This is a genomic window from Streptomyces sp. NPDC051662 (assembly GCF_040681655.1).
Lineage (GTDB): Bacteria > Actinomycetota > Actinomycetes > Streptomycetales > Streptomycetaceae > Streptomyces.
Map to the genome: position 1 here is coordinate 223,417 of NZ_JBFAZD010000011.1, position 21,372 is coordinate 244,788.

The following is a 21,372-nucleotide window of genomic DNA, read 5'->3' on the forward strand; positions in this document are numbered from 1 at the left end:
GGGCCGACCGCGCCCTCCCACGAACCCCGGAGCCCTCCATGGGACGTTATGTGATCCGGCGTCTGCTGCAGATGATCCCCGTCTTCATCGGCGCCACCCTGCTGATCTTCCTGATGGTCAATGTGATGGGCGACCCCATCGCCGGGCTCTGCGGGGAGCGGCAGTGCGATCCCGCCACCGAGGCGCGGCTGCGCCAGGAGTTCGGCCTCGATAAGCCCGTGTGGCAGCAGTACCTCACCTATATGGGACATGTCTTCTCCGGCGACTTCGGCACCGCCTTCAACGGACAGAAGGTCATCGATCTGATGGCCTCGGCCTTCCCGGTCACCATCCGGCTGACGATCGTGGCCATCGTCTTCGAGATCATCATCGGGATCGCCTTCGGCGTGATCACCGGGCTGCGCCGGGGCCGCCCGGTCGACACCTCCGTACTGCTGCTGACGCTGGTGGTCATCGCCGTACCGACCTTTGTCACCGGCCTGCTGGCGCAACTCGTGTTCGGAGTGAACTGGCATCTCATCCGGCCGTCGGTCTCCCCCGGGGCCCCGCTGGACGAGCTGATCCTGCCGGGGCTGGTGCTCGCTTCCGTCTCCCTGGCCTACGTCACCCGGCTGACCCGGACCTCGATCGCCGAGAACGCCCGCTCCGACTATGTCCGTACCGCCGTCGCCAAGGGCCTGCCCAGACACCGGGTGATCACCCGCCATCTGCTGCGCAACTCGCTGATCCCGGTGGTCACTTTCATCGGTACGGACATCGGCGCGCTGATGGGCGGCGCGATCGTCACCGAGCGGATCTTCAATATCCATGGCGTCGGATTCCAGCTCTACCAGGGCATCCTGCGCCAGAACACCCAGACCGTCGTCGGCTTTGTGACCGTGCTGGTCATCGTCTTCCTGGTGGCGAATCTGCTGGTCGACCTCCTCTACGCCGTTCTCGACCCGAGGATCCGCTATGCCTGAGCCGCAGTCCCCACCCGCCGACGACAACGGCGGAGCCATCGCGGCGACCGGCGCGGGCGGCGGCATGGACCTCGCCACCAGCGAGGGAGGCACGCTGGAACAGCGCCCGCCCGGCCCCGGCGGCGGCTCCGGCGGGGGCGCGGGCGGCGACTCCACGGGCCGGCCGCGCAGCCTCTGGTCGGACGCCTGGCGCGATCTGCGCCGTAACCCCGTCTTCGTCCTCTCGGCGCTCGTCATCGTCTTTCTGGTGGTCATCTCGATCCGGCCGTCGCTGATCACCACCGGCAACCCGCTCTCCTGCGATCTCGCCAGGGCTCAGGACGGCTCCCGGCCCGGCCATCCCTTCGGCTTCAACGGGCAGGGCTGCGATGTCTACACCCGTACCGTCCACGGGGCCAGGACCTCGGTCGTCGTCGGCGTCCTCGCCAGCCTCGGGGTCGCGGTCGTCGGCTCGTTCCTCGGCGGTCTGGCCGGCTTCTTCGGCGGGTTCTGGGACGCGATCCTCTCCCGGATCACCGATATCTTCTTCGGCATCCCGGTGGTCCTCGGCGGTCTGGTGCTGCTGTCCGTGGTGACCAGCTCCACCGTCTGGCCGGTGATCGGCTTCATGGTGCTGCTCGGCTGGCCGCAGATCTCCCGGATCGCGCGCGGCTCCGTCATCACCGTCAAACAGAACGACTTCGTCCAGGCGGCGCGGGCGCTCGGCGCCTCCAACCCCCGGCTGATGCTGCGGCACATCCTGCCCAACGCCATCGCGCCGGTGATCGTCGTGGCGACGATCGCGCTCGGTACGTTCATCGCGCTGGAGGCGACCCTCTCATATCTCGGCGTGGGCCTCAAACCGCCGACCGTCTCCTGGGGGATCGACATCTCCGACGCCTCCCCCTATATCCGCAACTCCCCGCACATGCTGCTCTGGCCGGCCGGCGCGCTGGCCATCACCGTGCTCGCGTTCATCATGCTCGGCGACGCGGTACGCGACGCCCTCGACCCCAAGCTGCGCTGAGGAGCCCGCCCCGTGTTGCTCGAAGTGCGTGATCTACAGGTGGAGTTCCACACTCGCGACGGAGTCGCCAGGGCCGTCAACGGCGTCAGCTACTCGGTCGACGCAGGCGAGACCCTGGCCGTACTGGGCGAATCGGGCTCCGGGAAGTCCGTCACCGCGCAGGCGGTCATGGGGATCCTCGATATGCCGCCCGGCCGGATCACCGGCGGTGAAGTGCTGTTCCAGGGGCGGGATCTGCTCAAGCTCAAGGAGGAGCGGCGGCGCAGGATCCGGGGCGCCGAGATGGCGATGATCTTCCAGGACGCGCTCTCCTCGCTCAACCCCGTGCTCACCGTGGGCGCCCAGCTCGGCGAGATGTTCATCGTGCACCGGGGGATGTCCCGCAAACAGGCGCGGGCGAAGGCCGTCGAGCTGATGGACCGGGTCAGGATCCCGGCGGCCACCGAGCGGGTCGACGACTATCCGCACCAGTTCTCCGGCGGCATGCGCCAGCGCATCATGATCGCGATGGCGCTCGCACTGGAGCCCGCGCTGATCATCGCCGACGAGCCGACCACCGCACTCGACGTGACCGTCCAGGCCCAGGTGATGGATCTCCTCGCCGAGCTGCGCCGCGAGCTGAACATGGGGCTGATCCTGATCACCCATGACCTCGGGGTGGTCGCCGATGTCGCCGACCGGATCGCGGTGATGTACGCGGGCCGGATCGTGGAGACCGCCCCCGTGCACGAGATCTACCGGGCGCCCGCCCACCCGTACACCCGCGGTCTGCTCCGGTCGATCCCGCGGCTTGACCGGAAGGGCCGGGAGCTCTACGCGATCAAGGGCCTGCCACCGAATCTGCTGCGTATCCCGCCCGGCTGCGCCTTCAACCCCCGCTGTCCGATGGCCCAGGACGTGTGCCGTACGGAGGTGCCGCCGCTCTTCGAGGTGGCGGAGACGCCGGGGGCGGCCGAGGGACGGCACAGCGCCTGCTACTTCTGGAAGGAGACGCTCCATGGCTGAACCCGTTCTGGAGGTGCGGGACCTGGTCAAGCACTACCCGCTGACCCGAGGCATCCTGGTCAAGAAGCGGATCGGGGCGGTACGGGCGGTCGACGGGGTGTCCTTCACGCTGGCTCCCGGCGAGACCCTCGGCATCGTGGGGGAGTCGGGCTGCGGCAAGTCGACCGTCGCGAAGATGCTGGTGAACCTGGAGCGGCCGACGTCCGGCGTGATCCGGTACAGGGGCGAGGACATCACCCGGCTGTCGGGCCGCGCGCTGAAGGCGGTGCGCCGCAATATCCAGATGGTGTTCCAGGACCCCTACACCTCGCTGAACCCCCGGATGACCGTGGGCGACATCATCGGGGAACCGTACGAGATCCACCCCGAGGTGGCGCCCAAGGGCGACCGGCGGCGCAGGGTCCGGGAGCTGCTGGATGTCGTCGGCCTCAACCCGGAGTACATCAACCGCTATCCGCACCAGTTCTCCGGCGGCCAGCGCCAGCGCATCGGCATCGCCCGCGGGCTGGCGCTCCGGCCCGAGATCATCGTGGCCGACGAGCCGGTCTCGGCCCTGGACGTCTCCGTACAGGCGCAGGTCATCAATCTGATGGAGCGGCTCCAGGACGAGTTCGGCCTCTCGTACGTCTTCATCGCCCACGATCTGTCGATCGTCCGGCATATCTCCGACCGGGTCGGGGTGATGTATCTGGGGCGGCTGGCCGAGATCGGCCCGGACGCGGAGATCTACGAGCACCCCACGCATCCGTACACCCAGGCGCTGCTCTCGGCGGTGCCGCTGCCGGACCCCACGGCGCGCGAGCACCGCGACCGGATCATCCTGACCGGCGATGTACCGTCCCCGGCGAACCCGCCGTCCGGCTGCCGGTTCCGTACGCGCTGCTGGAAGGCGCGGGAGCGGTGTGTGGTGGAGGAACCCGTACTGGCGGTCCCGGAGGCATTCCGGGGGCGCCAGGGGCCCGCCGCGCACCCCTCGGCCTGCCACTTCGCGGAGGAGCGGCAGATCGTGCCGTCCTGAGCCCGGAGGGTCGGGATTCGGGGGGCGAAAGGCGGCAAAACATATCAATTTCGTTAACACGCAGGCAACTTGACGGACCCGTCACCGATATACGAACGCGTCAGTCTGTACAGCGTACGGCCGTGCGGGTGCCGTAGACCGGCCGGGACTCCCAGGGTCCCGGCCGGTCGCCCGCGCCCAGCGGGGCCGGCGATCTCTTGAGGCTCAGCCCAGGCCGAGCGACCTCTTGAGGAAGTCGACCTGGAGCAGCAACAGGTTCTCCGCCACTTCCTCCTGTGGCGTCATATGGGTCACACCGGTGAGCGGCAGCACTTCATGGGGCCGCCCCGCCGCGAGCAGGGCCGCGGAGAGCCTGAGGGTGTGTGCCACCACCACATTGTCGTCGGCCAGCCCATGGATGATCATCAGAGGGCGCGCGGGACTCTCCGGCGCCGAGAGCCCGTCGTCCGTGACCAGCGAGTGGGCGGCGTAGACCTCGGGCACCTCCTGCGGGCCCCCGCCGAAGTACCGCTCCTGGTAGTGGGTGTCGTAGAGCCGCAGATCGGTGACCGGAGCGCCGGAGACCGCCGCGTGGAAGACATCCGGGCGGCGCAGGACCGCGAGCCCGGCGAGATAGCCGCCGAAGGACCAGCCGCGCATCGCGACCCGTCCCAGATCGAGGGGGAACCGTTCGGCGAGGGCGTGCAGCGCCTCGATCTGGTCGTCCAGGCTGAGCAGCAGATTCTGCTTGACCGCCTTCTCCCAGGCCGGCGAGCGGCCCGGGGTGCCACGGCCGTCGGCGACGATCACCGCGAACCCCTGGTCGGCGAACCACTGCGAGGTGAGATACGCGTTCTGCGCGGCCACCACGCGCTGTCCGTGCGGGCCCCCGTAAGGGTCGAGCAGCACCGGAAGCGGGCCGTCCGACTCCTCGTAGCCGGTCGGGAGCAGCATGGCGGTCGGAATCCGGTGCGCGCCCGCCTCGGTGAGCCGGGGCCGCGCGGTGAGCACCGGCTGCTCGGCGTACGAGGCGACCGTCGCGAGCCGCTTGCCGTCCCTGAGCACCCGCGCGGACGCCCCGGAGGTGTCGGGCCCGGCCGACACCAGCACGGTCACCTCGCCGGTACGTACGGCGGAGTGCACCCCCGCGCCCTCCGAGAGCCGTTCGACGCCCAGCTCGTTGACCCGGTACACATGGATCTCGCCGATCTCGGGATCCGCCGCCTCCTCGCCGGCCGACGCCGAGACGAGGACATCGTGCTCGCCGATGTCCAGCACGGCCCGGACATGCAGCTGCGGCCCGGTCAGCGGCCGGTCGCCGACCATCAGGACCCGCGCGCCGCCCTCGTCGGCGATCCGTACCAGCCGTCCGTCCGGTGCCCAGGCGGGCAGCTCGGCGAAGAGCTCCAGCCAGGCGGGATCCTCGTCCCGGTGCACGGTCGTGGTCGCGCCGGTCGCCGTGTCCACCGCCAGATACAGCTGGCCGCGCTGGTCACGGCTCTGGACGAGCAGCAGGGGCGCGCCCGCCGCCGACCAGTGCACCCGCGCCAGATACGGGTAGCGCGCGCGGTCCCAGACGACCTCCGTACGCGCCCCTCCGGGCCCCTCCGCGGCCTCCGGGCCCTCGGCCCCGCCGGATCCCTCCAGGCCGACGAGATACAGCCGTACGTCCGCGTTGGGGGTGCCGGCCGCCGGGTAGGCGACCTTCACGGGCTCCCGCTCCGGGTGCGCCGGGTCGGAGATCCACCAGCGCCGCACCCGCGCCGTGTCGACCCGCGCGACCAGCAGCCGGTCGGACTCGGGGGACCACCAGTAGCCGCGGGTGCGGCTCATCTCCTCGGCGGCGATGAACTCCGCCAGGCCGTAGGTGATGTCCTCGCTCTCGGCCGCCGAGCGCCCCGCCAGTTCGCGGTCGCGCTCCCCGTCCGCGGTGATCACGCGGAGGGCGCCGTCGGCCACGTACGCGACATGGCGTCCGTCCGGCGAGGGCCGGGGGTCGATCACCGGTCCCCGTACGGGCAGTTCGCGGGTCGTCCCGGCGAGCAGCTCGGCCGCGAACAGCCGCCCGGAGAGCGCGAACGCCGCCAACTGCCCCGCGCCGTCCACCGCGTAGCCGACGATGCCTCCCGAGCCCTCGCGGCTCCGCTCGCGCCTGGCCCGCTCCTCGGGGGAGAGGCGCTCGACGGCGCCACCCAGGAGCACGGCCGGATCCGCGGCGATCCGCTCACGCCCCTCGCCGGATCCGCCACCGGCACCGGTGGCGGATTCCTCAAGATCCAGTACCCAGAGGCTGTTCATCCGGTCCGTGCCCGAGGAGGAGCGCAGGAAGGTCACCCGCGCGCCGTCGGGGGACACCGTGAACGCGCGTGGGGCGCCGAGCGTGAAGCGCTGAGTCCTGGCGTGCTGGCGCGGGAACGAGAGCTGTTGCCTCAAGGTCATGGCACGAACCTACTGGGCGATGGCCGTGCGCCCCCAGTGTGCTGCCGTGCACCGATCAATGCGTCCGCACGGATAGTTATGATCCGTAGCGTTAGGTGGGTATGCATCCGCCGGGCACATGCTTGCTGCGATTTTCCGACTGAATATTTATGGAGGTGAACCGCCGTGGCACTCTCGATTTCGGCGGTGGTGCTGCTGGCGATCGTCGTCTTCCTGCTGGTCCGGAAATCCGGACTGAAGGCCGGACACGCGGTGGTCTGCATGTTGCTCGGCTTCTACATCGCCAGTTCATCCATCGCTCCCACCATCAGCGAACTGACCACGAACGTGGCAGGGATGATCGGCGGGATCAAGTTCTAGCCATCTTCCGCTCTCTTTCGGTCAACTTCACCTTGCCCTGAAGCTGCTCCGAAGTCCGACCATATCCGGCACCACCTACTGCCCACCGCCCCTCGGCCGTCGTCGTCGCCCACTGGCCGAGGGGTTTCGGGTGCCGGCTCGTAGGCTGTCCCCATGACCGATCTACCCGCCCGCCGTCTGCTGCTGGTGCACGCGCACCCGGACGACGAGTCGATCAACAACGGCGCCACCATGGCCAAGTACGCGGCCGAGGGCGCCCTGGTCACGCTGGTGACCTGCACCCTCGGTGAGGAGGGAGAGGTCATCCCGCCCGAGCTGGCCCAGCTGGCGGCCGACCGCGAGGACCGCCTCGGCGCCCATCGCGTCGGTGAACTCGCCGCGGCGATGAGGGAGCTGGGCGTCACCGACCACCGCTTCCTCGGCGGCCCCGGCAGATTCCGGGACTCCGGGATGATGGGCCTGGCGCAGAACGACCGCGAGGGCGCCTTCTGGAGCTCCCCCGTCGACGACGCCGCCGCGTACCTCGTCGAGGTGATCCGGGAGGTTCGTCCGCAGGTGCTGGTGACGTACGACCCCAACGGCGGTTACGGCCACCCCGACCATATCCAGGCCCATCGCGTCGCCATGCGCGGCGCCGCCCTGGCCGCCGAGCCCGCCTTCCGGCCCGGCCTCGGCGCTCCGCACGCCATCGACAAGATCTACTGGAATCGCGTACCGCGCTCGGTCGCCGAAGAGGGTTTCGCCCGGCTGCGGGCGGCGGGTGCCGACTTCCCCGGTGTCGCCGCGATCGAGGACATTCCGGGTGTGATCGAGGACACGGAGATCACCGCCGCGATCGACGGCGCTCCGTACAGCGAGCGCAAGGCGGCGGCGATGCGCGCCCATGCCACTCAAATCGCCGTGGACGGGGCCTTCTTCGCGCTCTCCAACGATCTGGGGCAGCCGATCTTCGTCGCCGAGTACTACCAGTTGACGCAGGGCGCGTCAGGGGCGCCCGCCGGGGAACGTGAGAGCGATCTCTTCGCGGGTGTTGTCAGTGATGACGACGCGAAAGTGATGAACAGAGTGAACGGGGCGAACGGATGAGCGGGCAGGGGCAGTCCGGCGGTTTGTTCGCGAGTCGCCCCAGACCCGGACGTATCGCCATGTATCTCTCGCTGTTCGTCCTCGGCGCGCTCGTCAGTGCGGCGGGCTCGCTCGTCCAGGGCGGCTGGATTCCCGGCGGATTGCTGCTCGCCCTGCTCGCCACGGCCGGACTCTTCTTCGGCGGGCTGTATCTCACCGGTACCCAACTGGGCGTCGGGGCGCCCGCGGCCGGCTGGATCCTCGCGGCCGTCTTCCTGAGTCTGGGCCGCCCGGAGGGCGACGCGGTCTACGCCGCGGGCATCGGACCGCTCGTCTACCTCCTGGGCGGCATGTTGGTGGCTGTGATGTGTGCCACGATGTCGCGGTTGCCGCAACCGGGCCCGAAGTCCGGCCGACTTGAGAAGTGACGCGCCCGGCTGCTGCTGAATTGACCATGTCCGTACGGTCGGCGGAGCATCGCTTCGCACGGTCGTCGGGTGTCTGTTGGCCGAGGCCAGTATGGTGGTGCGCGCTCCGGGCCTTCCCCCGCCTCCGGCATGGGGAACCTGAACAGTTTCGTACCAGTAAGAACGGGCGGCGGAGCCAACCGGGAGAACCTGCTTTGAGTCGTGAAACTGACAGTTCGTCCTCCGGGCCCCAGGGGCGCGGCGGAGCCGCGTACCCCTCGGGGACACCGCCGTACGGATCCCGCCAGTATCCGTCGCTGCACCCCCAGCAGGACGCTCCGGAGGAGACGGAAACCTCGCCCGTCCCGCAGCCGGACGAGCCCAGAACCGAGACCACGCTGACCACGCGCATCCGGATCAACATTCCGGGTTCGCGGCCCATCCCGCCCGTCGTGATGCGTACGCCCATGGGCGACGGCGACAGCACCGACGGCCGGGGTGTCCCGGTCGCCGAGCGTACGGGCGGCATCCCCAGGCCCGAGGTGTCCCAGGACGCCGCCGACGCCGGACCGGGCGGACAGGCCGAGCCGGCGGAGGAGCCGGGGGCCGAGGACAGATCCACGAGCGACTGGTTCGCGCCACGCAAGTCGGCGACGTCGGGCACCGGTACGGCCGCGGGCATGAGCGCCGGTCTCGGCGCGGGCGCCGCCGCCGTCGCGGGCACCACCGCGCGGCCGGCCGACCGCGGCTCCTCGGAGTCGCCGTACTTCCCGGGCGGCGGGCAGTCGCAGAACGGCGGCGGTCCTCGCAGCGCGCTCAGCGACCTCGCGTCCGGCGCCGGGCCCACGGGCTCCGGACCTCAGGGCCCGGGCTCCAACGGCTTCGGGTCCGGCGGTTCCGGTACGGACTTCGCGTCCGGCGGGTCCGGTACGGACTTCGCGTCCGGGGGTTCGGGTACGGACTTCACGTCCGGCGGTCCCACCACGCCGGCGCTCGGTATCCGGCCTCCCGGGGGCGGGCCCAGCGGTCCGACCAGCGGTCCGGTCACCGGCGGCGCGTCGCTCGGCACCCCGCCGTCGTCCCTCAGCACCCCGCCGTCGTCCCTGGGCACCCCGCCGGGCCCGGGCCAGGTCGGTCCGCCGCGGATGTCCGACGACACCGCCGTACTGACACCGCAGCACTCCGCACCCGACCCCGGACCCGGCGGCCATGTCTCCGGGGACACGCTCACCAGCGGTATCCCCGTGGTGCCGGCGGAGCGCCGCTCGCCCTTCCCCGACTCGGGTCCGGGGGGCGGTCCGCACGCCGACGGCCCCCGGTCCGACGGCCCAGGCGCGCGCGGTCCCGGCACGCACGGCCCCGGCGACCTCGGCCAGGACCATGACTTCTCGGCCCCGGACTTCCCCGGCCCGGTCGGCTCCTCGCAGGGTGTCCCGCCCTCGGGCACGGCCCCCGCCCCGGCGCGTACCGCCACCCCGTCGGCCCCGCCCGCCAAGAAGAAGGGCCGCTCCAAGCTCACGCTCCTCGCCGCCATGGTCGTCGTGGCCGCGGGCGGCCTCTACGGCGCCGGCCTGCTGATGAACCGCTCCGATGTGCCCAACGGCACCACGGTCCTCGGTGTCGACATCGGCGGCACCCGCGACGCGGCGGTGAACAAGCTCGACGCCACCCTCGGCGAGCGGGCCTCGGCGCCACTGCGGCTCACCATCGGCGGCAAGACGGAGGAACTCGCCCCGGACAAGGCGGGACTCAGCTTCGACAGCCAGGCCACCGTCCGCGCCGCGGCCGGCAGCGACTACAACCCCGTGTCGGTGATCGGCTCGCTCTTCGGCCGCGCCCGGGTCGCCCAGCCGGTGATCCCCGTCGACGACGAGAAGCTGACCGCCGCGCTCACGGATCTGGCGGGTGTCTCGGGGTCGGCGAGCGAGGGAACGATCAAGTTCGAGCCGGGCAAGGCCATCGCCGTACCCGGCAAGGCCGGCACGTCGCTCGACGTCAACCACTCGATCATCTCGACCCGGGACGCCTACCGCGCCCAGGTGCAGACGGGCAAGATCAACAACGTGGAGCTGCCCGTCGTCTCCCGCGAGCCGACGGTCGGTCAGGCGGAGCTGGACCGGGCGATGAACGAGTTCGCCAAGCCCGCGATGTCCGATCTGGTCACCATCAAGGCGGGCGGCAAGCAGATCCAGTTCGGTCCCGCGAAGTCGCTGCCCAAGATCCTCTCCATGAAGGCCGTCGACGGAAAGCTTGTCGAGGTCTACAACAGGACCGCCATCGACCAGCTGCTGGAAGGCGTCTTCGACGGCATCACCATCACGAAGGGCGACGGCAAGCAGTACCCCGTCTCCTCCGCCGATGTGGCGCAGGCCATGCAGACGGCTCTGCGCGGCACGACCGTCACCGAGCGCACGCAGACGATCGAGCTGAACCCCAGCTGAGACCTGTCCTCATGGTCCGAGGCTGTCTTCCAGGTCCCGGGGACGACGGATGACGTCCCCGGGACACGACCCACGACAGCGCCGAGCCGGGCGCCGGCCGTCAGTTGAGCATCGCCCGCGCCGCCCGCGCCTTGCGCCGGATCGCCTCCGCCGTCGACGGCTCCACCGCGTCCACCACCCGCGCGTACTCGTCCATCTCGGCCGCCCCCCGCCGGAACTCCCCACGCTGTACGAGCAACTGGGCGCGGTCGTAACGCAGTCTGGCCGGGTGCGAGGGCAGCAGCAGGGACAGCTCGACCGCCCACAGCGACACATCGGTGCGCTCCGGGCGGGTCGCGGCCCAGGCGCGGATGTTGTTCAGTACGCGCAGGACGATGTCGAGCGGGTCGGCGGGGGCGAGCATGGCCGGTTCGAGCGCCTCGCCCGTCGTGCCGGTCACCAGCCGCGCCGCGTCCGCGCCCGTCAGCAGTCGGCCGCCGTCGAAGGGATCGGCGAGGACGCGCTCCTCAGGATCGCCGAAGCCGACCACGAAATGGCCGGGCAGGGCCACCCCGTACACCGGCGCGCCCGCCCGTCGCGCGACCTCGATCCACACCACGGAGAGCAGGATGGGCAGCCCCCGTCTGCGCCGCAGCACCATCGGCAGCAGCGAGGAGTCCAGCCGCCGGTACTCCGCCGGGGAGCCCTCGAAACCGCACCGCTCACCCAGCAGTTCCGCCAGCGCGACCGCCCAGGCACGCGCGCCGAGGACCCCGAAGGGCAGCAGTCCCGCCAGCCGGTCCAGCTCGGCCTGGGCCGCGTCGATACCCGCCTCGCCCAGGGCGGGATCGGCCTCCGCCCCCACCAGCAGACAGAGCGTGGCCAGGTCGGGACGGTCCGCGCGGGCCTCCTCGGCGAACCACCGGCGCACGTCATCGGATTCCGGTCGCATATCGGCCTCGTACCCGCTCAGCGCGCTCGGAAGTGGTGGTAGTGGTGGTGGATGGCGAAGCCCATCGCGTCGTACATGGCCCCCGCGCCGGCGTTGTCCGACTCGACCTGGAGCCAGGCGGCGGACGCGCCCTCCTCCAGGGCGCGCCGGGCGAGCGCGGTCATCACCGCGGTGGCCAGCCCCTGGCGGCGGCGGGCCGGGTCGACCTCCACCGCCATGAACCCCGCCCACCGTCCGTCCACCACACACCGGCCGATCGCGGCCGGTACGCCCGGCTCCCCGTCCTCGCCGGGTTCCCCGGGCACGGTGGCGAACCACACCGAAGGCCCGCTGTTCAGTACGTGGAGCACATGGGGCCCCGGCACACTGGACCGCTGGTAACGCCGGAGCCAGCCCTCGTCGACGCCCCGGCCGAGCACGACCCGGGAGATATCGGCGTCGCGGTCCCCGAGCGGCGCGAGCGCGGCGATCCGCACCTCGGCCGTCACCTCCGACCGCCAGCCGCGCCGCTCCAGCTCCGCGCACAGCCGCTCCTGAGTGCCCTCGGCGCCGGTCGCGGTCTGTATGTACGGGGGCAGTCCCCGCTCCTCGTACCACCGCCGTACGCGCGTCAGCGCCTCGTCCGGCGCCACCCCGGGATCGCCCAGGGGCAGCACGGAATTGGCCCGCCGGGTGAAGCCCGAGGCCGCTCTGAGCAGCCACTCTCCCAGCGGCTCGGTCTCCACCGGCTGCCAGGCCCGCGCACAGACCCGGGCCAGCTCCTCGAACGACGCCGCGGGCCCCCGGCGTCTGGCCGGGGCCGCCGGCACCACCTTGCCCGCGACCAGCGCGGCCTCGGGGACACGGACGCTCTCGCCGGTGCGCCGTGTGATCAGCAGCACATCTCCGTCCCAGGATGTGAGAACGCCCACCGTGTCCGTGAACTTCTCACCGCCGGCCCCACTGCCGGTCAACTGTCTGACTGATACCCGTTTGCCCACGTCAGCCGGTGTAAGACGGACCTCGAACCGTCCGCCCGCAGTGAATTCCACAGCTCTGTACGCCCCTCCTGTTCGGATCGCGCCCAAGAACGGAGATACTAGATGCGGGCATCGACGACGCCGCGCTCCCGCGCGCCCGTGGACGGAGCCGCAGATCGGCCCGCCGCGCCCTATCGAGGAGGAACGACAGCGTGACCTACGTCATCGCGCAGCCTTGTGTCGACGTCAAGGACAAGGCGTGCATCGAGGAGTGCCCGGTCGACTGCATCTACGAGGGCTCCAGGTCCTTGTACATCCACCCGGACGAATGCGTCGACTGTGGAGCCTGTGAGCCGGTCTGCCCGGTCGAGGCCATCTTCTACGAGGACGACACCCCGGAGGAGTGGAAGGACTACTACAAGGCGAACGTCGAGTTCTTCGACGAGCTCGGTTCGCCCGGTGGCGCTTCCAAGCTCGGTCTGATCGAGCGGGACCATCCCTTCATCGCGGCGCTGCCGCCCCAGAACGGCTGACAGCGCACCCCCGGTCCCGTACGGCCCGCCGCCGTACGGGACCGCGGCGTTTCGTCCGCGAGTCGGCGCGCCTCGGCGCGCGCCGGTACGGGGGGACGACGAGAATCCGTACGAGAAAGCCGTACGAGAAGCAGAAGCCGTACGAGAAGCCGTACGAGAAAGAGTGAGCACGTGTCCGCAGTCTCTTCGCGTCTTCCCGTCTTTCCCTGGGACAAGCTGGAGCCCTACAAGGCCACGGCGGCGGCCCATCCGGACGGGATCGTGGACCTGTCCGTCGGGACCCCCGTCGATCCCGTCCCGGCACTGATCCAGCGGGCCCTGATCGAGGCCGCCGACTCCCCCGGATATCCGACGGTGTGGGGGACGACCGCGCTGCGGGACGCGCTGACCGGATGGGTGGAGCGGCGGCTCGGCGCGCGCGGCGTGACCCATGAGCATGTGCTGCCGGTCGTCGGCTCCAAGGAACTGGTGGCCTGGCTGCCGACCCAGCTCGGCCTCGGCGCGGGCGACCGCGTCGCCTTCCCGCGGCTCGCGTACCCGACGTACGAGGTGGGCGCGCGGCTCTGCGGCGCCGAGCCCGTCCCGTACGACACGCGAGCATTCGCGGCTGACGCCGCGGGGGCACAGCTCGACCCCGCCGGGCTGAAGCTCCTCTGGCTCAACTCGCCGTCGAACCCGACCGGGGCCGTCCTGGCGCCGGACGAGCTGACCCGGATCGTCGCCTGGGCGCGCGAGCACGGCGTGCTGCTGTTCAGCGACGAGTGCTATCTGGAGCTTGGCTGGGAGGCCGATCCCGTATCGGTGCTGCACCCGGACGTCTGCGGCGGTTCGTACGACGGGATCGTCGCCGTCCACTCGCTCTCCAAGCGCTCCAACCTGGCCGGCTACCGCGCGGCCTTCCTGGCGGGCGACAAGGCCGTCCTGGGTGAGCTGCTGAAGATCCGCAAGCACGGCGGGATGATGACCCCCGCGCCGGTGCAGGCGGCGACGGTCGCGGCGCTCGGCGACGACACGCACGTACGGGAACAGCGGGCGCGGTACGCGGCCCGCCGCGCCGCGCTGCGCACCGCCCTGGAGACGCACGGCTTCCGTATCGACCACAGCGAGGCGAGCCTCTATCTGTGGTCGACGCGCGACGAGCCGTGCTGGGACACCGTGGCGCACCTCGCGGAGCTGGGCATCCTGGTCGCGCCCGGCGACTTCTACGGTCCCGCTGGGGACCGGCACGTACGGGTGGCGCTGACGGCCACCGACGAGCGGGTCGAGGCGGCGGTCAAGCGGCTGGGCTGAGACGCCCGTACGGCCGGTCGTACCGCCACATACGACAGTCACGCGAGGGGGCCCGGGAAGCGATCGCTTCCCGGGCCCCCTCGTCCATGCCGCGACGCGCGCGTGCGGGTGTCGTCAGCCGAGCGGCAGCGACACCGGCAGCTTGCCGGTCGGCAGACCGCCACCGAGCGCGCCGGCCGGCGCGGCACCCTGTGTGGCGGTCGAGGCGGCGTCGCCCAGGAGCTGACCGGCGCTGCCCGCGGTGTCACCCGCCGCCTTCTGCGCGGCGGGCGCCGCCGTCTTGCCGACCTTGCCGACGGCCTTGCCCGCGGCGGGAACGCCCTTCTTGACGGCCTCGCCGCCGACGCCGCCCACCACGCCGGTCGCCTTCTGGGCGCCGGTGTCGACGGCGTCGCCCACGGCGGCACCGTCCAGCGCGCTCACCGCACCCAGGTCGGTGGCCTGCGGGAGGGCAGCCGCGTTCGCCGCGCCGGCCGCGCCGATCACCGGAGCCGCGCCCGCGGCGACGAGCAGGGCGGCACGGGCGATCCGACGGGTCAGGGGGAGGGACATGATGCTCCTTTGAAGGGAGAGAAACAGTGCTTGTCCGTCGATCGGACGTAGTGACAACCCCTCAAAGGGCGGCGGAGGTTGCGGCGGACGAGGGTAAAGAGTTGGTAATGCGTCGCATTATCGGGTACGGATAAAAACGGGCAAACGATCCCGTGGCGAGGGATCTGCCGAACCGTTCCATCCCTGTGTTCCCAAGGGAAACAGCGGATCATGGGCGCGCGGCACAATCATCGGAATAAATACGGCGCGGAGCGGCGCGGACTCGCCCGTTCGGGTGACGCCGCCGTACTACTGCACAGTGCGAATTCGAACTTCCGCCAGGCCCGGATCCGCGCCCGAGTCCGCGCCCGCTCGCGCGCTCGCGTCCGAGGCGGCGGTCCGCTTCCAGCCCCTGTTCGCCGTGCTCGCGTTCTCCGCGCTCCACACCCGGCCGGCATAGCGGACCTCGTCGATCCGCAGGGCGGTGGACTGCGCCACGGCCCAGTGCGCCAGCTCCCAGCCGCGCAGCGCGGGGGAGCCGCCGTTCACCGATCCGCCGGTCGTGGCCGGTACCGGTACGGACACCTCGGCGGCCGTGCCCGAGGCCCCCGCCCGGCCGACGGCGCCGGCGCCGGGCAGCACCTCGTCCCCGAAGTCCCGTACCAGCGCGGCCCGTACCTTCGCCGGGTCCCCGGGCTCGACGCCGCTCGGCGCCGTACAGGTCAGCGTGGCGGCCGACCGGCCGGTGAGGGCCGCGGCCAGCAGCGTGGCGTCCGGCTCGTGCTTCGCGTACGCCTGCGGGAAGCCGCTGCGCTGGACGCGCTGGGCCGCCTCGGTCAGCGGCAGCCGTGAGTAGCCGGGGACCTTGACGAGATGGTCGTAGAACTGGCCCGCCGAATAGACCGGGTCCTGGATCTGCGCCTCGGTGCCCCACCCCGTCGAGGGCCGCTGCTGGAACAGGCCGAGCGAGTCACGGTCGCCATGGTTCAGATTGCGCAGCGCGGACTCCTGGAGGGCGGTGGCCAGCGCGATCGTGACCGCGCGCTCGGGCAGCCCCCGGGTGGTGCCCACCGCCGAGATCGTCGCAGCGTTCTCGGCCTGCTCCGGGGTCATCTCGTAGGTGGGGCCCTCGCCGCTCGACCTGTCCGTGGCGCGCACGAGACAGCGCGGGGGGCCGCCGGCGGCGCTCATGTACTGGACCACCAGATACCCGGCCAGGGCCAGCAACACGACGAGCGCGGCGGCGATACGCGGGCGGCGGCCGCGACGGAGGGGGGAGGCGGTCTCGGACACGAGGCCACCGTACTGGAGAGGGTGGCGGCGGACAGCGCCGACGGCCGGTGCCCGTCCCCCGGACAGGCACCGGCCCCGCTTCCCGGGCGGACGACGCGATGTCGCCCTTGCTCGTCTAGGGTCACCACCATGTCTGAGACCGTGCTCGACCTCACTCTTGACGCCCCGGCGCTCACCGCACGCCTGGTCGACTTCCCGTCGGTCAGCGGCGAGGAGAAGCCACTCGCCGACGCGATCGAGCAGGCGCTGCGGGCGCTGCCGCATCTCACCGTCGACCGCTACGGCAACAACGTGGTGGCCCGGACCCGGCTGGGGCGCGGCGAGCGGATCGTCCTCGCCGGGCACATCGACACCGTCCCGATCGCGGACAACGTGCCGTCCCGGCTGGACGACGACGGGGTGCTGTGGGGATGCGGTACGAGCGACATGAAGGCGGGCGTCGCCGTACAGCTGCGGATCGCGGCGACCGTCCCCGAGCCCAACCGCGACCTCACCTTCATCTTCTACGACAACGAGGAGGTCGCCGCACATCTCAACGGTCTCGGACATGTAGCCGAGGCCCATCCGGACTGGCTGGAGGGCGACTTCGCGGTCCTGCTGGAGCCCTCCGACGGAGAGGTGGAGGGCGGCTGTCAGGGCACACTCCGGGTCTTCCTCCAGATGACGGGCGAGCGGGCACACTCCGCGCGCAGCTGGATGGGGTCCAACGCCATTCACGCCGCCGCGCCGATCCTGGCCCGGCTCGCCGCGTACGAGCCGCGCAGGCCGGTCATCGACGGCCTGGAGTACCGCGAGGGCCTCAACGCCGTACGGATCGAGGGCGGCGTCGCCGACAACGTCATCCCGGACGCCTGCACGGTCGTCGTGAACTACCGCTACGCGCCGGACCGCGGCGAGGAGGAGGCACTCGCGCATGTCCACGAGGTCTTCGCGGACTGCGGGGTGACGGAGTTCACAGTGGACGACCACTCCGGGGCCGCCCTGCCGGGTCTCTCGCACCCCGGCGCGGCGGCCTTCATGGCCGCCGTCGGCGGTACGGCACGGCCCAAGTTCGGCTGGACGGATGTGTCACGTTTCGGTGCGCTCGGGGTGCCCGCGGTCAACTACGGCCCCGGGAACCCGCTGCTCGCCCACAAGCGGGACGAGCGGGTGGCCGTCGAGCGGATCACCCACTGCGAGAACCGTCTCCGCGACTGGCTCACCGGCTGACGCACCGCCGGACCGGGCGGAGCGCTCACTGAGTGAGGGCCTGATCGACTGCCGGAATTTCGTCGTTTGTCACGTGCGTGGACCTACCCTTGCCCAGAACAACGCACAGCAGCGGAGGGAGCAGCTCATGGGCATGCCGGACGGAGCGGAGAAGCCGGAGGAACAGCGGCTCGGGCCGGTGATCCGCCGCCGGGGACAGGTGCAGCCCGGCACGACCGATCAGCGGCTGCTGGACACCGAGGGTGACTCGGAGTGGGTGCACACCGATCCCTGGCGCGTGATGCGTATCCAGTCGGAGTTCGTGGAGGGCTTCGGCGCGCTCGCCGAACTGCCCAGTGCCATCAGCGTCTTCGGCTCCGCGCGCACCCCGGCGGGCTCCGCCGAGTACGAGGCGGGCGTCCGGATCGGCAGCGCGCTGGTCGACGCCGGATTCGCGGTGATCACCGGCGGCGGGCCCGGCGCCATGGAGGCGGCGAACCGAGGGGCGCGCGAGGCGCAGGGCGTCTCCGTCGGACTCGGCATCGAGCTGCCCTTCGAGCAGGGGCTCAACCCCCATGTCGACATCGGCGTGAACTTCCGCTACTTCTTCGTCCGCAAGACCATGTTCGTCAAGTACGCGCAGGGCTTCGTGGTCCTCCCGGGCGGCCTCGGCACGCTGGACGAGCTGTTCGAGGCGCTCACCCTGGTTCAGACGCGCAAGGTCACCCGCTTCCCGATCGTCCTGTTCGGCACGGCGTACTGGAACGGTCTCATCGACTGGCTGCGGGACACCGTCGTGGCACAGGGCAAGGCGTCCGAGAAGGATCTGCTGCTCTTCCATGTCACGGACGACGTGGACGAGGCGGTCGCGCTCGTCACGAAGGAGACGCGCAACTGACCCCGGGGACCGCCGACAGCCACGACCGGAGAGCACCGACCGTCTTTCCGGCGTGCGGCGGTCCTGGCCGCGGCCGTACGCCGCGGCGTACAGCCCGTCCGAAGGGCTACGCGGCAACCTCAGGTCATCGCCCGGACGGGCGGGCTCAGGCCAGGCCTCGGCGCGCGACCGCCGGGGGGTGGTGGCCCGCGATGGCCGCCACCATGTCCAGGACCTGCTTCGTCTCCGCGACCTCATGGACGCGGTAGACCCGGGCCCCGAGCCAGGCCGATACGGCGGTCGTCGCCAGAGTGCCCGTCAGCCGCTCCTTGACGGGCTTGTCGAGCGTCTCGCCCACGAAGTCCTTGTTGGAGAGCGAGACCAGCACCGGCCAGCCCGTCTCCGTCATCTCGCCCAGCCTGCGGGTCGCTTCGAGGGAGTGCCGGGTGTTCTTGCCGAAGTCATGGCCGGGATCGATCATGATCCGGTCCCGGCGGACGCCCAGCTCCAGGGCGCGCTCGGCGAGCCCGAGCGTGACCCGCAGGATGTCCGCCATCACATCGTCGTACGCGATCCGGTGCGGCCGGGTCCTGGGCTCCGCCCCGCCCGCGTGCGTACAGACCAGCCCCACGTCGTACCGCGCCGCGACCTCGGCCAGCCGGGGGTCCACCCCGCCCCACGCGTCGTTGAGCAGATCCGCGCCCGCCTCGCAGACCGCCTCGCCGACGTCGTGCCGCCAGGTGTCGACGCTGATCACCACATCGGGATGGCGGCGGCGCACCTCGGCGACGAAGCCGACCGTACGGCGGGCCTCCTCCTCGGCCGTGACCTCCTCGCCCGGACCCGCTTTCACTCCACCGATGTCGATGATGGCGGCCCCCTCGGACACCGCGCGCTCCACCCGGTCCAGGGCGGGCTGATCGCGGAAGGTCGCGCCCCGGTCGTAGAAGGAGTCGGGGGTGCGATTGACGATCGCCATGATCACCGGCTCGCACGCATCGAATTCCCGACGTCCAAGCCGCAGAGTCCCGCCGCTCATCCCCTGGTTCCTCCTCGTCGTCGTCCGCCTGCGACCTTAGAGCCTCCCGCCGTCCCGGAGCGCGGACGGCCCCGGCTGTCAGTGGGGCATGGCACGATCGGCACCGGACGTTTTCCTGCCCGGGGAGAAGCTCGTGTTCTTGTTCTTGCTCATCGCGATGGTCGTGGTCGTCGCCGCGGTCACGCTCGCGGTCGTCGGTGGCGGCGACCGCCCACTCCTGCCGGAGGCGGCTCCGGAACGGCTGGTGGACCCCCTGCCGCTGACCCGCCCGGTCGGCCGCGCCGATGTCGAGGCGCTGCGTCTGCCGGTCGGGGCGCGCGGCTACCGCATGGCGGAGGTGGACGAGGTGCTCGGCCGGCTCGGCGCGGAGCTGGCGGAGCGGGACGCGCGGATCGCGGAGCTGGAGTCGGCGCTCGCTGGGGTCCAGGCCACCGCGGTGTCCTCGCCCGACCTCTTCAAGAAGCCCGGAGACCTCTTCGACAAGCCCGGAGAGGAGACCGGCCGATGACCGGCGACGCGGTGACGGGTCCCGACGGGAAGCCGCGCTGCCCCTGGGGCCTGTCGACGGAGGACTACGTCGCGTACCACGATTCCGAGTGGGGCCGTCCGGTCCATGGCGACGACGCCCTGTTCGAGCGGCTCTGTCTGGAGGCGTTCCAGTCCGGGCTGTCCTGGATCACGATCCTCCGCCGGCGCGAGGGCTTCCGCAGTGCCTTCAACTCGTTCAAGATCGCGTCGGTGGCGGAGTTCACCGACGCGGACAGGGAACGGCTGCTCGTGGACCCGGGCATCATCCGCAACCGCGCCAAGATCGACGCCACGCTGGCCAACGCGCGCGTCCTCGCCGAGTGGTCCGCGGGCGAGCTGGACACGCTGATCTGGTCGTACGCACCGGACGCGGCGCAGCGCCCGGCCCCCCGTACGAGCGCCGACGTGCCGGCGGTCACCGACGAGTCCACGGCGCTCGCCAAGGCCCTCAAGAAGGCAGGCATCCGCTTTGTCGGCCCCACGACCGCGTATGCCCTGATGCAGGCGTGCGGGCTGGTGAACGATCATCTGGAGGACTGCTTCGTACGGGACAGCGCCCCGCGCGCGGGTGCCACGCGGGGCTGACGAGCGCCCGGCGGTCGCTAACGGCCGACGTACCGCGGCTTCTCCTTCGCCAGGAACGCGCGCACGGCGATGGTGTGGTCCTCCGAGGCGCCCGCCCGGGACTGGAGTTCGTCCTCCTTCTCCAGTGTCTCGGCCAGCGAGTGGGCCGCTCCGTACGCCAGGGACTCCTTGATCGCCGCGTATGCGAGCGTCGGCCCCGAGGCCAGGGCGCGGGCCACGGCGGCGGACTCGGCCGCCAGCTCGGCGGCGGGCACCAGCCGGTGCACCAGACCCCATTCGTGCGCCTCACGGGCCGGTACGGAGCGCGGGAAGAGCAGCAGATCCGTCGCCCGGCTCCGGCCCACCAGCCGCGGCAGCGTCCACGAGACCCCGGAGTCCGCGGTCAGCGCGACCCCCGCGAAGGACGTATTGAACGCGGCCGTGTCCGCCACGACCCGGTAGTCCGCCGCGAGGACGAACCCGAGGCCCGCGCCCGCCGCGACCCCGTTGACACCCGCCACCACCGGCTTCGGCATGTCCGTGATCGCCCGCAGGATCGGGTTGTAGTGCTCACGGACGGTGCTCATCGTGTCGCCGGTGCCCGCGGCCCGGTCCGCCTCCAGCAGCGCCGTGTGCTCCTTCAGGTCCTGTCCGACGCAGAACGCCCGGTCGCCCGCGGCGGTCAGCAGCACACTCCGTACGTTCGGGTCCGCGGCGGAGGCCAGCAGCGCTTCCCGGAGCGCGACCTTGGCGGCGATGTTCATCGCGTTCATGGCCTCGGGCCGGTTGATCGTGATCGTCGCGAGTCCGTCGCGCACCTCGTACAGCACGGTGTCGGCCATGATCGGTCCCCTTCGCGGCTCGGGCAGTCCTGTCCGGCCCCAGCATGGCGGAGATCGCCGGCGCCGGGCATGTGACCTGCGTCTAAGAAAGTCGGGCCCCGGTGGAGCGCATGGC

21 protein-coding genes are annotated in these 21,372 nt (G+C 71.3%); 14 read left to right on the forward strand and 7 right to left on the reverse strand.

Annotation, left to right across the window (positions count from 1 at the left end; translation table 11 throughout):
• Nucleotides 1-38 precede the first annotated feature (38 nt).
• Genes AB0M67_RS20550 through AB0M67_RS20565 form a run of 4 tightly spaced genes read left to right on the forward strand, consistent with a single transcriptional unit; the run spans nucleotide 39 to nucleotide 3,991 of the window.
• Nucleotides 39-962: an ABC transporter permease gene (locus AB0M67_RS20550; protein WP_365747340.1), complete on the forward strand. Its 924-nt coding sequence runs from the start codon at nucleotides 39-41 to the stop codon at nucleotides 960-962.
• Complete coding sequence (locus tag AB0M67_RS20555; RefSeq protein ID WP_365747342.1) at nucleotides 955-1,968, forward strand: ABC transporter permease; 1,014 nt, start codon at nucleotides 955-957, stop codon at nucleotides 1,966-1,968. Before AB0M67_RS20550 ends, AB0M67_RS20555 begins: the two co-directional genes overlap by 8 nt.
• A 12-nt stretch (nucleotides 1,969-1,980) precedes the next feature.
• A complete protein-coding gene (locus AB0M67_RS20560) occupies nucleotides 1,981-2,973 on the forward strand; it encodes an ABC transporter ATP-binding protein (RefSeq protein ID WP_365747344.1) in 993 nt (330 codons plus the stop codon).
• On the forward strand, nucleotides 2,966-3,991 hold the full coding sequence (locus AB0M67_RS20565; protein WP_365747346.1) for a dipeptide ABC transporter ATP-binding protein: 1,026 nt from the start codon (nucleotides 2,966-2,968) through the stop codon (nucleotides 3,989-3,991). Before AB0M67_RS20560 ends, AB0M67_RS20565 begins: the two co-directional genes overlap by 8 nt.
• Before the next feature lie 204 nt (nucleotides 3,992-4,195).
• On the opposite strand, the gene AB0M67_RS20570 is transcribed toward AB0M67_RS20565, so the two are convergent.
• Nucleotides 4,196-6,409, reverse strand: coding sequence for a prolyl oligopeptidase family serine peptidase (locus AB0M67_RS20570; RefSeq protein WP_365747348.1), 2,214 nt, complete (start codon nucleotides 6,407-6,409; stop codon nucleotides 4,196-4,198).
• A 165-nt stretch (nucleotides 6,410-6,574) separates the two neighbouring features.
• Here AB0M67_RS20570 and AB0M67_RS20575 point away from each other — a divergent pair, with 165 nt between their 5' ends.
• The 4 genes from AB0M67_RS20575 (at nucleotide 6,575) to AB0M67_RS20590 (ending at nucleotide 10,682) form a co-directional block, all read left to right on the forward strand.
• Nucleotides 6,575-6,769, forward strand: coding sequence for a hypothetical protein (locus AB0M67_RS20575; RefSeq protein ID WP_030352924.1), 195 nt, complete (start codon nucleotides 6,575-6,577; stop codon nucleotides 6,767-6,769).
• A 153-nt stretch (nucleotides 6,770-6,922) separates the two neighbouring features.
• Nucleotides 6,923-7,855, forward strand: a complete 933-nt coding sequence (gene mshB, locus AB0M67_RS20580) for an N-acetyl-1-D-myo-inositol-2-amino-2-deoxy-alpha-D-glucopyranoside deacetylase (protein WP_365747350.1) — start codon at nucleotides 6,923-6,925, stop codon at nucleotides 7,853-7,855.
• Complete coding sequence (locus tag AB0M67_RS20585; protein ID WP_365747352.1) at nucleotides 7,852-8,262, forward strand: DUF6113 family protein; 411 nt, start codon at nucleotides 7,852-7,854, stop codon at nucleotides 8,260-8,262. The genes mshB and AB0M67_RS20585 overlap by 4 nt, the downstream gene beginning before the upstream one ends.
• A 194-nt stretch (nucleotides 8,263-8,456) precedes the next feature.
• Nucleotides 8,457-10,682 (forward strand): hypothetical protein, encoded by a 2,226-nt coding sequence (locus AB0M67_RS20590; RefSeq protein ID WP_365747353.1) that lies wholly within the window; start codon nucleotides 8,457-8,459, stop codon nucleotides 10,680-10,682.
• 100 nt (nucleotides 10,683-10,782) lie between these two features.
• Here the strand turns inward: AB0M67_RS20590 and AB0M67_RS20595 are convergent, their stop codons facing one another.
• Together AB0M67_RS20595 and AB0M67_RS20600 are read right to left on the reverse strand one after the other, a co-directional pair.
• Nucleotides 10,783-11,613: a transglutaminase-like domain-containing protein gene (locus AB0M67_RS20595; RefSeq protein WP_365747355.1), complete on the reverse strand. Its 831-nt coding sequence runs from the start codon at nucleotides 11,611-11,613 to the stop codon at nucleotides 10,783-10,785.
• 17 nt (nucleotides 11,614-11,630) lie between these two features.
• Nucleotides 11,631-12,644, reverse strand: coding sequence for a GNAT family N-acetyltransferase (locus AB0M67_RS20600; protein WP_365747357.1), 1,014 nt, complete (start codon nucleotides 12,642-12,644; stop codon nucleotides 11,631-11,633).
• 140 nt (nucleotides 12,645-12,784) lie between these two features.
• Here AB0M67_RS20600 and fdxA point away from each other — a divergent pair, with 140 nt between their 5' ends.
• Both fdxA and dapC read left to right on the forward strand, forming a co-directional pair.
• Entirely contained in the window at nucleotides 12,785-13,105 is a 321-nt protein-coding gene (gene fdxA, locus AB0M67_RS20605; RefSeq protein ID WP_003985062.1) for a ferredoxin, read from the forward strand.
• Nucleotides 13,106-13,276: 171 nt separating this feature from the next.
• Nucleotides 13,277-14,395: a succinyldiaminopimelate transaminase gene (gene dapC, locus AB0M67_RS20610; protein ID WP_365747359.1), complete on the forward strand. Its 1,119-nt coding sequence runs from the start codon at nucleotides 13,277-13,279 to the stop codon at nucleotides 14,393-14,395.
• Nucleotides 14,396-14,509: 114 nt separating this feature from the next.
• Here dapC and AB0M67_RS20615 read toward each other — a convergent pair whose 3' ends face one another.
• Nucleotides 14,510-14,947: an ATP-binding protein gene (locus AB0M67_RS20615; RefSeq protein WP_365747361.1), complete on the reverse strand. Its 438-nt coding sequence runs from the start codon at nucleotides 14,945-14,947 to the stop codon at nucleotides 14,510-14,512.
• Between the two features lie 288 nt (nucleotides 14,948-15,235).
• Nucleotides 15,236-16,219 carry a hypothetical protein gene (locus AB0M67_RS20620; protein ID WP_365747362.1) on the reverse strand — a complete coding sequence of 328 codons (984 nt, stop codon included), beginning with the start codon at nucleotides 16,217-16,219 and terminating at the stop codon, nucleotides 15,236-15,238.
• Between the two features lie 129 nt (nucleotides 16,220-16,348).
• Here AB0M67_RS20620 and dapE point away from each other — a divergent pair, with 129 nt between their 5' ends.
• Nucleotides 16,349-17,428: a succinyl-diaminopimelate desuccinylase gene (dapE, locus tag AB0M67_RS20625; RefSeq protein WP_365747364.1), complete on the forward strand. Its 1,080-nt coding sequence runs from the start codon at nucleotides 16,349-16,351 to the stop codon at nucleotides 17,426-17,428.
• Nucleotides 17,429-17,555: 127 nt separating this feature from the next.
• On the forward strand, nucleotides 17,556-18,305 hold the full coding sequence (locus AB0M67_RS20630) for a TIGR00730 family Rossman fold protein (RefSeq protein ID WP_365747366.1): 750 nt from the start codon (nucleotides 17,556-17,558) through the stop codon (nucleotides 18,303-18,305).
• Between the two features lie 145 nt (nucleotides 18,306-18,450).
• Here the strand turns inward: AB0M67_RS20630 and folP are convergent, their stop codons facing one another.
• The gene (gene folP, locus AB0M67_RS20635) at nucleotides 18,451-19,323 is read right to left on the reverse strand and encodes a dihydropteroate synthase (RefSeq protein WP_365747367.1); all 873 of its coding nucleotides are present in this window, start codon (nucleotides 19,321-19,323) and stop codon (nucleotides 18,451-18,453) included.
• 88 nt (nucleotides 19,324-19,411) lie between these two features.
• Between folP and AB0M67_RS20640 the strand changes: the two genes are divergently transcribed.
• Both AB0M67_RS20640 and AB0M67_RS20645 read left to right on the forward strand, forming a co-directional pair.
• The gene (locus AB0M67_RS20640; RefSeq protein ID WP_365747368.1) at nucleotides 19,412-19,831 is read left to right on the forward strand and encodes a DivIVA domain-containing protein; all 420 of its coding nucleotides are present in this window, start codon (nucleotides 19,412-19,414) and stop codon (nucleotides 19,829-19,831) included.
• Nucleotides 19,828-20,436, forward strand: a complete 609-nt coding sequence (locus AB0M67_RS20645; protein ID WP_365747370.1) for a DNA-3-methyladenine glycosylase I — start codon at nucleotides 19,828-19,830, stop codon at nucleotides 20,434-20,436. Before AB0M67_RS20640 ends, AB0M67_RS20645 begins: the two co-directional genes overlap by 4 nt.
• Before the next feature lie 17 nt (nucleotides 20,437-20,453).
• Here AB0M67_RS20645 and AB0M67_RS20650 read toward each other — a convergent pair whose 3' ends face one another.
• Entirely contained in the window at nucleotides 20,454-21,257 is an 804-nt protein-coding gene (locus AB0M67_RS20650) for an enoyl-CoA hydratase-related protein (protein ID WP_365747372.1), read from the reverse strand.
• Nucleotides 21,258-21,372 lie beyond the last annotated feature (115 nt).